General features: G+C 70.3%; 10 protein-coding genes. 7 read left to right on the forward strand and 3 right to left on the reverse strand.

Features of this window, described 5'->3' with window-relative positions; genetic code table 11:
- Positions 1-27: 27 nt before the first annotated feature.
- Together P1Y20_RS01865 and P1Y20_RS01870 are read left to right on the forward strand one after the other, a co-directional pair.
- Entirely contained in the window at positions 28-804 is a 777-nt protein-coding gene (locus P1Y20_RS01865; protein WP_304446959.1) for an enoyl-CoA hydratase/isomerase family protein, read from the forward strand.
- Positions 805-1,100: 296 nt separating this feature from the next.
- Positions 1,101-1,910: a manganese catalase family protein gene (locus tag P1Y20_RS01870; protein ID WP_304446960.1), complete on the forward strand. Its 810-nt coding sequence runs from the start codon at positions 1,101-1,103 to the stop codon at positions 1,908-1,910.
- 6 nt (positions 1,911-1,916) lie between these two features.
- On the opposite strand, the gene P1Y20_RS01875 is transcribed toward P1Y20_RS01870, so the two are convergent.
- Positions 1,917-2,297 carry a hotdog family protein gene (locus tag P1Y20_RS01875; RefSeq protein ID WP_304446961.1) on the reverse strand — a complete coding sequence of 127 codons (381 nt, stop codon included), beginning with the start codon at positions 2,295-2,297 and terminating at the stop codon, positions 1,917-1,919.
- Between the two features lie 100 nt (positions 2,298-2,397).
- Here P1Y20_RS01875 and P1Y20_RS01880 point away from each other — a divergent pair, with 100 nt between their 5' ends.
- Genes P1Y20_RS01880 through P1Y20_RS01890 form a run of 3 tightly spaced genes read left to right on the forward strand, consistent with a single transcriptional unit; the run spans position 2,398 to position 6,914 of the window.
- Positions 2,398-5,076, forward strand: coding sequence for an AAA domain-containing protein (locus P1Y20_RS01880; protein WP_304446962.1), 2,679 nt, complete (start codon positions 2,398-2,400; stop codon positions 5,074-5,076).
- 51 nt (positions 5,077-5,127) lie between these two features.
- The gene (locus P1Y20_RS01885; RefSeq protein WP_304446963.1) at positions 5,128-5,643 is read left to right on the forward strand and encodes a DUF6789 family protein; all 516 of its coding nucleotides are present in this window, start codon (positions 5,128-5,130) and stop codon (positions 5,641-5,643) included.
- A gap of 2 nt (positions 5,644-5,645) precedes the next feature.
- Entirely contained in the window at positions 5,646-6,914 is a 1,269-nt protein-coding gene (locus P1Y20_RS01890) for an FAD-dependent monooxygenase (RefSeq protein WP_304446964.1), read from the forward strand.
- A gap of 15 nt (positions 6,915-6,929) precedes the next feature.
- On the opposite strand, the gene P1Y20_RS01895 is transcribed toward P1Y20_RS01890, so the two are convergent.
- Positions 6,930-9,671, reverse strand: coding sequence for an ATP-dependent helicase (locus P1Y20_RS01895; RefSeq protein ID WP_304446965.1), 2,742 nt, complete (start codon positions 9,669-9,671; stop codon positions 6,930-6,932).
- A gap of 107 nt (positions 9,672-9,778) precedes the next feature.
- Between P1Y20_RS01895 and P1Y20_RS01900 the strand changes: the two genes are divergently transcribed.
- Positions 9,779-10,522, forward strand: coding sequence for an MBL fold metallo-hydrolase (locus tag P1Y20_RS01900; protein WP_304446966.1), 744 nt, complete (start codon positions 9,779-9,781; stop codon positions 10,520-10,522).
- A gap of 206 nt (positions 10,523-10,728) precedes the next feature.
- On the opposite strand, the gene P1Y20_RS01905 is transcribed toward P1Y20_RS01900, so the two are convergent.
- Positions 10,729-11,796 carry an mRNA surveillance protein pelota gene (locus P1Y20_RS01905; protein WP_304446967.1) on the reverse strand — a complete coding sequence of 356 codons (1,068 nt, stop codon included), beginning with the start codon at positions 11,794-11,796 and terminating at the stop codon, positions 10,729-10,731.
- A 144-nt stretch (positions 11,797-11,940) separates the two neighbouring features.
- On the opposite strand from P1Y20_RS01905, the gene P1Y20_RS01910 reads away from it, so the two are divergent.
- Positions 11,941-13,002 (forward strand): zinc-dependent alcohol dehydrogenase family protein, encoded by a 1,062-nt coding sequence (locus P1Y20_RS01910; protein WP_304446968.1) that lies wholly within the window; start codon positions 11,941-11,943, stop codon positions 13,000-13,002.
- Positions 13,003-13,038: the final 36 nt, after the last annotated feature.

A 13,038-nucleotide genomic window follows, 5' to 3' on the forward strand; every position in this document is an offset into this window, starting at 1 on the left:
ACCGTCGCTCGGCATCACCTCGCACACATGTCCGAGTCAGCCCCGGTCCTCGCGGACCGCGACGGCGCCGTCGTGACGCTCACCGTCAACCGCCCCGACCGACTGAACGCGCTCGACACCGACGTCCTCGACGCGTTGCTCGACGCGCTGGCGACGGCCCGGGAGGAGGACACCCGGGTGCTCGTCCTCACGGGTGCGGGCGAGGATGCGTTCGTCGCCGGCGCCGACATCGAGTACATGTCGCAGTTGTCGGTGGCGGAGGCGCAGGCGTACGCCGAGGTCGGCCACCGCGTCACCGACGCCATCGAGGGGTTCCCCGCGCCGGTCATCGCCGCGGTGAACGGCTACGCCTTCGGCGGCGGCTGCGAACTCGCGCTCGCCGCCGACTTCCGGGTGGCGAGCGTCGACGCCGTCCTCGGCCAGACGGAGGTCGACCTTGGTATCGTCCCCGGCTGGGGCGGCACCCAGCGTCTCTCGCGTATCGTGGGCGACTCGATGGCCCGAAAGCTCGTCTTCTTCGGCGAACGCGTCGACGCGCAGGACGCCCAGCAGATGGGCCTCGTCGACGAGGTGGTCGCGCCCGAGGAGTTCGACGAGTACGTCGCGGGGATGGCCGCCGACCTCGCCGAGAAGCCCGCCTTCGCGCTCCAGGCCGCGAAGGAGGCGCTCAATCAGGTCCACGAGACGCACCTCTCGGCCGGCCTCACCTACGAGCGCCGCCTCTGGAGCGGCCTCTTCGGGACCCACGACCAGCGCGAGGGGATGGAGGCGTTCGTCGAGAAGCGCGACGCCGACTTCGAGTAGCTCGCCGCCCGTCCGGTTCGCCGTCCGTCCGGTCGGCGCGCTCTCGAACGCGTCGACGCTCCCCGCTTGTACACCCGTCACCTGCAACCCCGTCGCTTAGTGACTGCTCCGTGGTACGAGTCGGCACGTCCCGACGCGACCCGTATGGGGACTCCGTGCCGTCGAGGAACGCCCGATGCCGACGAGCGTCTGCCAAGACTCCACAATTTATGAAGAAATAGTGTTATAGTCCATATTATTGTGCGTTCATAAACTTATATGGCCCCGCCGACCGTCGTCCGTGACGAGGTAACGAGATGTTCTTCCACGAAAACGAACTCCAGTACGAGGTCGAAGTCACCGAACCGGACCCCTACTTCGCGAAGATGCTCCAGCAGGCCATCGGCGGGGCGGAGGGCGAGATGCGCGTCGCGCTACAGTACATGTTCCAGGCGTTCGCGGTGCCGAGCGAGAAGCAGGAGTACCGCCGCCTGCTGATGGAGACGGCCGTCGAGGAACTCGGGCACATCGAGATGCTCGCGACGGCCGTCACGAAGAACCTGGAGGGGGCCTCCAGGGAGGTGCGCGAGGAGGCGGCCGAGGACCCCGTCATCGCGGCGATGATGGAGGGCGGCCAGCCCCGGCAGGCGCTCTCGGCGGGCCTGCACGCGATGCCGGTCGACAGCAACGGCGTGCCGTTCAGCGGCGGCTACGTCGTCGCCAGCGGCAACCTCGCCGCGGACATGTACGCGAACGTGATGGCCGAGTCGACGGGCCGCCTGCTCGCGGCGCGCCTCTACGAGATGACCGACGACCCCGGCATGAAGGACATGCTGTCCTACCTCATCGCGCGCGACACGATGCACCAGAACCAGTGGCACGCGGCCATCGAGGACCTCGGCGACGTCGTGCCGGTGCCCAACAGCTTCCCCCAGGAGAAGGAGAACCAGGACGTCAACTACCAGTTCATGTCCACGTTCCGCGAGCGCCACGAGGACCCCGAGGAGGCGTGGACGCAGGGCGCCTCGCCCGACGGGAAGGGCGAGTTCTCCTTCGGCTACCAGCCGGGAGGCGGCGCCCCCGACGTCGACGAGATGCTCGACGAGATGTACAACGACGTCGAGTGAGGCGCGTCACTCGAAGACGACGCCCTCGAACTCGCCGGTCATCACCACCGTCCCCGCCTCGTTGGTGCAGATGGCCTCGGAGGTGAGGTCGACGCGCCCCTCGCGCGGGACGACGTCGAGGACGGTGAGTTCACAGCGTATCTCCTCGCCCGTGTAGACGGGCCGCCGGAACTCGAAGACCATGTCGCGTGCGAGGTAGTCGAGGTCGCCCCCGAGCTTCGTCGGGAGCGTCGCCGTCAGGAGACCGTGGACGACGAGGCGACCCTCCTCGTCCGGTTCGAGGTGGTGCGTGCCCGCGTCGTTCGAGAGTTCGACGAACCGCTCGACGTCCTCGCGGGTGAACGTCCGCGAGTAGGTGTACGTGTCGCCCGGGGAGAGGTCGACCATATCGCCCCGTCCACCGCCCCGATACAAAAAGGGTGGTCCGGTCCCGTCACTCTCCCCGCGACCGACACCCTCATTCTCCCCGACGCGTCATGACGGGGTAGTGACGCTCCGCGGCCCCGTCGTCGAGGTGGACGAGCCCCGAACCGTCGAGACGCGCTCCGGCGAGCGCGAGCTGGCGGAAGTGCGACTCCGGCCCGAGGGGGAGGCGGAGCCGGTGACGGTGACGCTCTGGGGGAAGTGGACCGAGACGGCCGCGGTGCTCTCGCCCGGGATGGAACTGCTCGTCACCGACCCGGAGACGCGCGAGTGGAACGGCGAGACCCAGTACAGCACCTCGCGGTCGTCGCTCGTCGTCGTCGAACCCGACTTCCTCGTCGACGTGACGGCCATCCGCTCGTGGGTGCAGTGCCCCCGGCTCTACTACCTGAACAAGCTCTCCGGCGTGCCGCTCAACTACCCCGTCGTGATGGGGACGCTCGTCCACGAGGTGTTCGGCGACCTCCTGCGGGGCCGGGACCTCGAGGCGGCCATCGAGGACCACGTCGCGGACGCGGGCCTCGAACTCGGCCTGCTCGGGCGGGACGCGACGGAGGTGGCGGACGACGTGCGGCGCAACGCCCGCGCCATCGAGGGGTGGCTCCAGCAGGGGCGACTCACCGAGGAGGACGACTGGCGCTCCGAGCAGACGCTCATCGGCGAGACGGTCGGCATCAAGGGCCGCGCCGACGCGATTCGCCGCGGCGCCCCGGTCGAACTGAAGACGGGCAAGAACCTCCGGTCGGACCCCCGCTTCCAGGACAAGGTGCAGGCGGCCTGTTACGCCCTGTTGCTGGCCGAGCGCGACGCCCAGGCGGCCACCGACGGCGGCCGCACCCTCCCCGACACCGGAACGCTCCTCTACACCAAGAACAGCGTCCTCGACCGCAACGAGGAGACGGGCGACCTCACGCCCGCGAAGGACTTCTCCATCGGCGCCGGCCTCGTCCAGTACGTCCTGCGCCAGCGCAACGCCCTCGTCGCAGGGGAGGTCCGGGGCGACGTTCCCACGGGGTACGAGGCGAACGCGAAGTGCGAGTACTGCTTCGAGCAGGACACCTGCATGGTCGTCTCGGGACGCCTCGACCAGGAGTCGAAGGCGGGCGCCATCGGCCGGCCGCTGCCCGAGGAGGAGCGCACCTACTTCGAGCGGTTCTACCGCGCCATCGAGGAGGAGCGCCGGGAGGTCCACCGCGAGTACGCCAAACTGTGGAAACAGACCGGCGAGGAACGCGCGGCCGACGACCGGGCGCTCGTCGACCTCGAACCCCTCGGCCAGCGCCGGCGCGAGGACGGCCGCTGGGAACTCCGGGCGGCGAGCACGGAGGCCGTCTCGAAGATACGCGCCGGCGACGTCGTCCTCGCGAGCGACGGCCACCCGACGCGGGGGACCGCGGAACTCGCCCGGGTCGAGCAGTTGCGCCCGGATATCGTCGTCTCGACGGACGAACCGGTCGAGTTGCGCCGCCTCGACGTCTACCCCTCCGAGTTCTCGGTCGACCGGATGCTGACGGCGCTCCACGACGCCGTGCTGAAGGGGTCCGAGGCACGAAGGGACGTCCTGTTCGGCCGGCGCGACCCCGAGTTCGGGCGCGTCGACGAGACGTTCATCGACAACAACGAGGCGCAGAACCGGGCGGTCGAACTCGCCGTCACGGCCGATGACTGCGCGCTCGTCCAGGGGCCGCCGGGGACGGGGAAGACCTACACCCTCGCCCGCACGGTGCGCGCGATGGTCGAGCGCGGCGAGCGCGTCCTGCTGTCGGCGTTCACGAACCGCGCGGTCGACAACGCCCTCGAGGCCCTCCGCGACCAGGGGTTCGACGCGTTCGTCCGCGTCGGCACCGAATCCGGCGTCCGCGCGGACATGCTCGACGCCCGCCTCGACCCTCGCGGCGACCCGGACGACCGCGTCCGCGAACTGCGCTCTGCACCGGTCGTCGCCGCCACCACCGCCTCCTGCGGGTCGCGCGTCCTCCGCGAGTGCGAGTTCGACGTCTGCGTGGTCGACGAGGCCGGCCAGCTGACTGAACCGGCGACGCTCGCCGCCGCCAACCTCGCAGAGCGGTTCGTCCTCGTCGGCGACCACCAGCAGCTCCCGCCGGTCGTCAGGAGCGAGAACGACCTCGGGACCTCCCTGTTCGAGCGCCTCGCCGAACGCTACCCCGACGCCGCCGTGCTGCTCGACCGCCAGTACCGGATGAACCAGCGCATCCAGTACTTCTCCTCGGCGTCGTTCTACGACGGTCGACTGCGCCCCGCGACGCCGGAGGTGGCGGGGCGCCGGCTCTCCGACCTCGACGGCGTCCGTTCGGACGCCCTCCCCGCGGACCTGCGCGACGCCGTGGCGTTCGTCGACCCCGACGGTGCGGCCGTCGGCAACACCAACCCGCGGGAGGCCGAGCGCGTCCGCGAGGTGGTCGAGGCGTACCTCGACGCCGGCGTCGACCCCGGGGACGTGGGCGTCATCGCCCCGTTCCGGGCACAGGTGGCGGAGTTGACGCGGCGCGTCCCCGAGGGGGTCGCCGTCGACACCGTCGACCGCTTCCAGGGCTCCGCGAAGGAGGTCATCGTCGTCTCGTTCGTCGCCACGGGCCGCCTCGACGGCCCCATCTTCGAGGACCACCGCCGCGTGAACGTCGCGCTCACGCGGGCGAAGCGGGCGCTCTGTCTCGTCGGCGATGCGGCGGCGCTGGAGAGCGACCCCTTCTACGCGGAGATGCTCACCTGGGCGCGGTCGTGACCGCGGACGCGCCGGCGCGGCTTTTTGTCGCACGCGCACGTATCGCGTGGTATGTCGACCGACGAGTCCGACACGAAGACGGTTGCCGACCCGACCGACCCGGCCGACTCGCTGAAGGGCGTCATCGTCGACGGCGTCGTCGGCGCCGCCGGCGGGTTCGTCGGCACCGCGCTGATGACGGTGGTCCTGCTCATCGCGCAGGGGCTCGGCGCGTTCGAGACGGCGTCGTTCGCCGACCTCGCACGGCTCATCGCCCTGCAGGACGTCCTCGGTGAGGGGCCGCTGCAGGCCGCCGGCTACCTCATCTTCCTCGCCGGCGGGATGACGACGTGGCCGCTCCTGTTCGCGTCCGTCGAGGCGTACCTCCCCGGCGGGACGATGGCCCAGCGCGGCATCTCCTTCGGGACGGTGCTGTGGACGGGGTTCGTCATCGCCTTCTACGCCGGCCAGACGGGGACGGCCCTCTACCTCTACGTCGCGCTGACGCTCGTCGCCCACTGGGTGTACGGCTTCGGTCTGGGCCTCGTCTTCACCTACTTCAGCACGCGCCCCGACACGCTCGTCTGACGATGGACGAGCACGCGTCCGAGACGGACGTGGCGGTCGTGGGCGCCGGCCCCGCCGGCTGCGTCCTGAGCTACCTGCTCGCGCGGAGCGGGGTGGACGTCACGCTGCTCGAACGGGGCGCGGACCTCGACCGTGCGTTCCGGGGGTACTTCTGGCAACCCGTCGCGCTCCGCCTGTTCGACCAGATGGGCCTGCTCGCGGACGTCCTCGCCCTCGACCACGTCGAGGTGAGCCGCCCGAGCGTCGACGTGTACGGGCGCGCGTTCGACCTCTTCGACCTCTCCGCGTCCCCCGGTCCGTACAACTACGGCGTCCTGATGGAGCAGCCGGCCCTGTTGCGCCTGCTCGTCGAGCGCGCCGCGACGTACGACGGGTTCGAGTTCCGGCCGCACACGCCGGTCCGGGACCTCCTGTCCGAGGACGGTCGCGTCGTCGGCGTCCGCGCGCGAAACGCCGACGGCGAGAGCGTGACCGTCCGGGCGCGCTGCGTCGTCGGCGCCGACGGCCGGTACTCGACGGTCCGGGCGGCGGCGGGCATCGACCCCGGGCTGTTCGACTCCCGGCTCGAACTGCTCTGGTTCAAGCTCCCGGCCGACGCCGTCGGGGAGGACGCACAGGCCCGGTTCGACGCCGCCGGGACGCTGCTCTACTTCGGCCTCGGCGAGGAGGAGGCGCAACTCGGCTGGTTCGTCGAGGCGGGGACGTATCCCGACCTCCGAGAGGCGGGCATCGAGGCGTTCCGCGACCGGGTGCGCGCCGTCGACCCGGCGCTCGGCCCGGCGCTCGACGACCACCTCACCGACTTCGAGGCGTGTTCGCTGCTCCACATCGACCCCGGCGTGAGCGAGCGCTGGGTCGACGACGGCCTCCTCCTCGTTGGCGACGCGGCCCACGTCGCCTCCCCCGTCGGCGGGCAGGGGAACGGCCTCGCCGTCGAGGACGCCGTCCTCGCCCACCGCGTCATCTGTGAGGCGCTCGACGGGAGCGACGGCGTCCTCCCCGCGCGGGCGCTCGCCCGGTTCGAGGCGGAGCGTCGCCCGGCCATCGAGCGCGTCGTCCGCGCCCAGCGCCGCGGGGAGGCGGCGCTCACGGCGCTAGTGCTCTCGCAGGGGCGCGTTCCCGACCCCGTCCGCCGGGCGGCGCTCACCGCCGGGGTGGGGGTCGCCGCCCACCTCCCGGGCACCCGCCGGACCGTCGAACTGTTCGCGTGGGGGGCGACGTCGGTCACCGTCGCGCGCGAACACCTCGTCGACGCGCCGACGTGGGCGTAGCAGTCGCGCGTCGTCTCAGTCGGTCTCGCCGAGCGTGGGACGGGCGCTCTCCTCGCCGAGTTCGCTGAGGACGCGCTCGTGGAACTCCCGGAGGACCGCGCTCTCGTCCTCGGCGAGGACGACGTCGCTCGCGGCGAGGGCGGCGAGGCCGAACGCCCGCGGCGAGGGGGAGTCGACGCGGTGGTGGGTCACCCGGAGGTCGCCGCGCGAGACGGCCGCAACCGCCCGCTCGACCGCCTCGACGTTCAGTTTGTCCTCCAGTATCTCGCGGTAGGTCTCCTCCAGGACGGCGAAGTCCTCCAGGTCCGCCGCGAACCCGAGGAGCATCTCGCTCGACACCTGCTGCTGGCTCGCGGACTTCTCGTACCCCTTGTACCGCTTCAGTATCATCAGCGAGCGCGTCGCGTTGATGCGGAAGTAGCGCTTGAGGAGGTCCGTTCCCGACAGCGCCGCGCGGAGGTCGGCGCGCACGTCCCCGGGGTCGATGCCCTCGACGAGTTCGACGAGGTCGACCTTCCGGTTGAGCGGCATCGAGAGCGCGAAGCCGTGGTCCGCGACGGCGACGGTGACGTTCGCGTTCGCCGCCTGCGCGCACCGGTGGGCGACGAGCCGCGAGAACCCGTCGTTGAACCGCCGGCCGTAGTTCGCGTGGACGTAGTAGTGACGCCGGTAGGTCGCGCGGTCGAGTTCCACCTCGACGGCGAGGCGGTCGTGGGTGCTCACCCCCTCGGCGCCGACGTAGCGCACCTGGCGGTCGTACATCCGGGTCAGCGCGCGGACGCTGTGCTCGTCGAGCGGGAACTCGCGGAGCCAGCGGCGGACCGCCGCGGGACCTCCCTCCTCGAGTCGGTCGAGGAGGTCCGCCTGGAAGGTGAGCACCTCCAGAGCGAGGTCGTACGAGAGGGGGAGGCGCTCGGAGAACCACGAGGGGACGGTCGGTCGGGCACCCGTGGGGTCGGCGTACACCTTCGACCCGCGGCGGTAGCGGTACTCGTAGTTCGACCCGCCGAGGACGAAGACGTCGCCCGCGTCGAGGGTGTCGAGGTACGCCTCGTCGAGCTGGCCCACCCACTCGTCGGCCCCGCGGACGAAGACGTCACAGGAGAACGAGTCCGGGATGGTGCCGACGTTCGTCATGTAGATGACGCGCGCGAGGCGGCCGCGCTTGCCGATGAGTGGCATACCCACCGGGAACTCGGGGTAGTGGTACTCCCCGTCTGGGGGGTCGTTCTCGTCGCGCCACACCTTCGGGTAGACGTTGCGCGACTCGAGGCCCGGGTAGTCGGCGGTGAGGTAGCGAAGCAGCGTCTCCCACCGCTCGTCGTCGTAGTCCCGGAAGGGGTAGGACCGCCGGAGAATCGCGCGCACCTCTGCCTCGGGTCGGACCGCGTTGATGGCCATCCCGTAGACGTGCTGGGCGGCGACGTCGTGGGCGTTCTCGGGGACGAACACCCGGTCGACGAACCCCTCCTCGGCCTTGCGCAGCATCACCGCGCACTCGACCAGGTCGTCCCGGTCGAGCGCGACCACCCGGCCGGTCACCGTCCGGCCGAGGCGGTGGCCGGCGCGCCCGACGCGCTGGAGGAGCGCCGCGACCGACTTCGGCGAACCGACCTGGACGACGAGGTCGATGTGCGGCATGTCGATGCCGAGTTCGAGGCTCATCGAGGTGGTCACCACGTCGAGGGTGCCGGCCTTCAGCCCCTCCTCGACCGCCCGGCGGCGTTCCTTCGAGAGCGACCCGTGGTGACAGCCGGAGTTCGTCCCGTCGTAGGCGTCGTAGCGCTCCCGCAGGTTGTGGAGGACGCGCTCGGCGCCCGACCGCGTGTTGGTGAACACGAGCGTGTTCGTGTGCTCGCCCACCCACTCGTGGAGGGTGTCGTAGAAGCGGTCGGTGACCACCTCGGTCGGCGTGTTGACCAGGTCGTCCGCCGGACAGGTGAGTTCGACGTCGAACTCGCGGACGAAGCGCGCGTCGACCACCTCGTACTCGCGAGGGGTGCCGTCGTCCTCGCGCCCGACGAGGAACTCCGCGACCGTCGAGAGCGGTTCGACCGTCGCCGAACAGCCGATGCGCGTCGGCGACCCCTCGCAGAGCGCCTCGAGGCGTTCGAGCGAGACGGCGAGGTGCGTGCCGCGCTTGTTCTCCGCGAGGCTGTGTATCTCGTCGACGACGACGTATTCCACGGTGCGAAGCTTCTCGCGGAACTTCGGGGAGTTGAGCAGGATGGCGAGCGTCTCCGGCGTCGTGTTGAGGATGTGCGGCGTCTCTGCGAGCATCCGCCGGCGCTCGCTGTCGGGCGTGTCGCCGTGACGGATGGCGTGGCGTATCTCGACGTCCGCGTCCGAGCGCTCGGCGATGCCCGAGAGGGGGACGTCGAGGTTGCGGTGGATGTCGTTGGCGAGCGACTTCAGCGGCGAGACGTAGAGGCAGTAGACCGAGTTCTCCAGCCCCGCCTCCCGCTCCCGACGATAGAGGTCGTCGATGATGGCGGTGAACGACGAGAGCGTCTTGCCCGACCCCGTCGGCGCGCAGACCAGCGCGTTGCGCCGGTCGTGGATGAGCGGGATGGCCTCCTTCTGGGGCGGGGTGAAGAAGCCGCCGTTCTGGGGGACGTGTTCGCCGAACGCGTCGACCCACCAGCGCGCGACGGTCGGGTCGAGCAGGTCGAGGACCCCCTCGTCGTCGATGGGGACGTCGGCCGGCGAGAAGTCGACGTCGAACTCGTCGGCCGCGAGTAACTCCCGTCCCCTCATTCGGGCGAGGTTGGGCCCGCGCGGGTAAGTCGATTCGCCCCGGAGTGAATCTGAAACCCGCAGTCGACGGCACGGGAACTTTGGGTATCGACCCCGATACTCCGCCCATGCACCTCACGTTCCTCGGGACCGGGAGCGCGATGCCGACCGGCGAGCGCGCCCAGACGGGGCTGTTGCTCACCGCCGACGAGGCGGCCCCGCTGCTCGTCGACTGCGGCAGCGGCGTCCTCTCGGCGCTCGCGAACACCGACGTCGGGTACGAGGGCGTCCCGACCGTGTTGCTCACCCACCACCACCTCGACCACGTGAGCGACCTCATGGCGCTGTTCAAGGCGCGCTGGCTCTCCGGAGCGACCGACCTCGAACTCGTCGGTCCGTCGGGGACGGCCGCGCTCGTCGAGGGGCTGCTGGACGTCCACGACTACATGCAGGGACGCCTCGACCTCGTCGTCCGCGAGGTCGAACCCGGCGCGTTCTCGGTGGCGGGCTACGACGTCGAGGCCGTCGAGACGGTCCACTCGATGCCGTGTCTCGCCTACCGGTTCGAGGCCGACGGCGCGACGCTCACCGTCAGCGGCGACACCGAAGCCACCGACGACGTCGCCGCCCTCGCCGACGGGTCGGACGTCCTCGTCCACGACTGCTCCTTCCCCGACGAGGTGGACGTGGACAACCACCCCACCCCGAGCCAGCTGGGGCGGACGCTCTCGGGGCGCCAGTACGGCCGGGTCTTCCTCACCCACCTCTACCCCCACACCGAGGGACGCCACGGGGCGATGCTCGACTCGCTTCGCGAGCACTACACCGGCGACGTCACGTTCGCCCGCGACGGCCTCTCCGTCGAGGTCTGAATGCCGACCGGTCGGTGAAAGTGCCCCCTGCCGCCTCGAACCCCTCGAAATACCCCGCGCTGCACCCCCGACAACTATTTTCACCCCGCCTCTGGGTCGCGTCGACGGTTCCATCGCGCGCAGGACGTGTATACCACGCGCGTCCCACCTGTCCGGTTCGCCAGCCGCCTCGACCACACCTCACCACGGCCGCACCGCTCGGCTAGCTAGTCGAGCCGGTAGCGGAGGATGGCCGCGACGCCGCCGAGGTTCGAGAGCTGTTCGCCGGGGGCGAACTCCGAGGAGAAGACGACCACGTCGCCGCCCTTCTGGTCGACCGTCTCCAGCAACTCGTTGGCGTCGACTGACCAGTCGCCCTTCCCGCCGCGCTCCTCGCGCAGGCGGTCGTCGACCACGATGAGGGTCTCGACGGCGCCGTACTCGGCGGCCTCGGCGACCGATTCCACGCCGTAGGCCGCCTTCGCCCCCTCGGCTATCTCCTTCATCAGGCGGTCGATGAGTTCCGCCTCGCGGGCGATGCGCGTCTCCGCCTGCACGTCCTCGACGGCGCCGCGCTTCAGCACCTCGTGGACGCCCCGGTCGCCGACGGCGCTCGTGTCGACCATCGTCAGCTTCTCGGCGATCTCGGGGGCGTTCTCCTCGATGTACTTCGCCGCGTCCTGCTTCGTGAAGCCCGGGCCGGCGAGGATGATTGCGTCCGCGTCCATCGTCTCCAGCACCGTCGTCAACTCGGCGAACAGCTCCGTGCGCGAGCGGGCGTACTCGCCCTTGCCGGTCGCGCCCGACAGCGAGGTGCGCTCCTCGGCGCCGTACTGCGCGACGGTGTGGACGTGCGCGGCCCCCTCCTCGACGGTGGCGATGGCGACGTCCGGGTTGTCAGCCGCCTCCTCGGCCTCCTTCAGCCGGTCGAGCTGGTCCGGCTTCCAGTGCTTGGTTATCTCCAGTTCCGAGTTGGTCTCGACGTTGAACGTGTGGTGGAAGCCCAGCTGGTCCTCGCGCGAGCAGTCCTCGATGACGCCGGAGACGCGCAGGCGGTTCGCGAAGCGCGCGAACTCCGTCTCCTCCACCTCGATGGTGGCGTACATGTGCTCGCGCTCGCCCCCGGTGTCGCGCAGGTTCTCGTCGTCGCGGCGGACCCGGCGGGTCGTGTCGCTCCCGACGCTGTCGCCGGGTTCGAGCACGTAGCTCAGGTGCCAGAGGTCGTCGAGCGTCTCCGGGACGACGGTGATTCGCTCGCGGCCCCCCTCGACGCGATGCCGGTCGGCGATACGCATGGACGACACTGCGCGACGCCGTGGTAAGTGCCCTGCTATCCGCCCTCGACGCGTGGTGGTTCTCCGACCGTTCGTACTCGGAGTGAGAACTGTCTCGACGGCCCGGGATACGTTTATGCCATACGTAACCAACTACCGTGTGTAATGCGCGCAGCAGTCCTGAAAGAGCACGGCGAACCGCTCGAAGTAGAAGACGTGGACAACCCAGAGGCCTCTCCCGACGGGGCCGTCATCGAGATGGAGGCGTGTGGCATCTGCCGCTCCGACTGGCACGGCTGGCAGGGCGACTGGGACTGGCTCGGCATCCAGCCCCAGAAGGGCCAGATACTGGGTCACGAGCCCGCCGGAAGGGTGATAGCCGTCGGGGAGAACGTCACCCGGTTCAGCGAGGGCGACCACGTCGCCGTCCCGTTCAACCTCGGCGACGGCACCTGTATCGAGTGCCGGACCGGCCACGGCAACACCTGCGAGAACGTGATGCCGCTCGGCTTCGTCGAGGCGGTCCCCGGCGCCTTCGCCGAGGAGATGCACGTCCCCGCCGCCGACCAGAACCTCGTCCACCTCCCGGACGGGGTCTCCTCGGTCGACATGGCGGGCCTCGGCTGCCGGTTCATGACCGCGTTCCACGGCCTCGCCCACCGCGCCGACGTCGGCGCGGGGGACTGGGTGGCCATCCACGGCTGTGGCGGCGTCGGCCTCTCGGCGGTCCACATCGCGAACGCCCTCGGCGCGAACGTCATCGCCGTCGACCTCATCGGCGAGAAACTGGAGAAGGCGAAGGACCTCGGCGCGAGCGAGACGGTCAACGCGGGCGACGTCGAGGACGTCCCCGGCGAGGTGCAGGCCATCGCCGACGGCGGCGCGAGCGTCTCCGTCGACGCCCTCGGTATCGCCACCACCTGCCAGAACTCCGTCCTGAGCCTCGGGCGGCGCGGCCAGCACATCCAGATCGGCCTCACGACGCAGGACGAACAGGGGATGGTGTCGCTCCCGACGGACGCGATGACGATGCAGGAGATCGAGTTCATCGGCTCGCTCGGCATGCCCCCGACGCGCTACGACGAGATCTTCCGCATGGTCGCCACCGGGAAACTCAACCCCAGCGCCGTCGTCAGCGAGACGGTCGGCCTCGACGACGTCTCGGACAAACTCGAGGCGATGACCGACTTCGACACCGTCGGTATCCCCGTCATCGACGCGTTCTGAGACCACAGCTTCCTCCCGTTTTTCGCGGTACAGAGC

The organism is Halomarina ordinaria (assembly GCF_030553305.1).
Taxonomy (GTDB): domain Archaea; phylum Halobacteriota; class Halobacteria; order Halobacteriales; family Haloarculaceae; genus Halomarina; species Halomarina ordinaria.

Coding starts and splice junctions, on each gene's coding strand:
- P1Y20_RS01865 (WP_304446959.1), top strand. CDS start 28: ATGTCCGAGTCAGCCCCGGTCCTCGCGGACCGCGACGGCGCCGTCGTG.
- P1Y20_RS01875 (WP_304446961.1), bottom strand. CDS start 2,297: ATGGTCGACCTCTCCCCGGGCGACACGTACACCTACTCGCGGACGTTC.
- P1Y20_RS01900 (WP_304446966.1), top strand. CDS start 9,779: ATGCACCTCACGTTCCTCGGGACCGGGAGCGCGATGCCGACCGGCGAG.
- P1Y20_RS01890 (WP_304446964.1), top strand. CDS start 5,646: ATGGACGAGCACGCGTCCGAGACGGACGTGGCGGTCGTGGGCGCCGGC.
- P1Y20_RS01870 (WP_304446960.1), top strand. CDS start 1,101: ATGTTCTTCCACGAAAACGAACTCCAGTACGAGGTCGAAGTCACCGAA.
- P1Y20_RS01910 (WP_304446968.1), top strand. CDS start 11,941: ATGCGCGCAGCAGTCCTGAAAGAGCACGGCGAACCGCTCGAAGTAGAA.
- P1Y20_RS01885 (WP_304446963.1), top strand. CDS start 5,128: ATGTCGACCGACGAGTCCGACACGAAGACGGTTGCCGACCCGACCGAC.
- P1Y20_RS01905 (WP_304446967.1), bottom strand. CDS start 11,796: ATGCGTATCGCCGACCGGCATCGCGTCGAGGGGGGCCGCGAGCGAATC.
- P1Y20_RS01895 (WP_304446965.1), bottom strand. CDS start 9,671: ATGAGGGGACGGGAGTTACTCGCGGCCGACGAGTTCGACGTCGACTTC.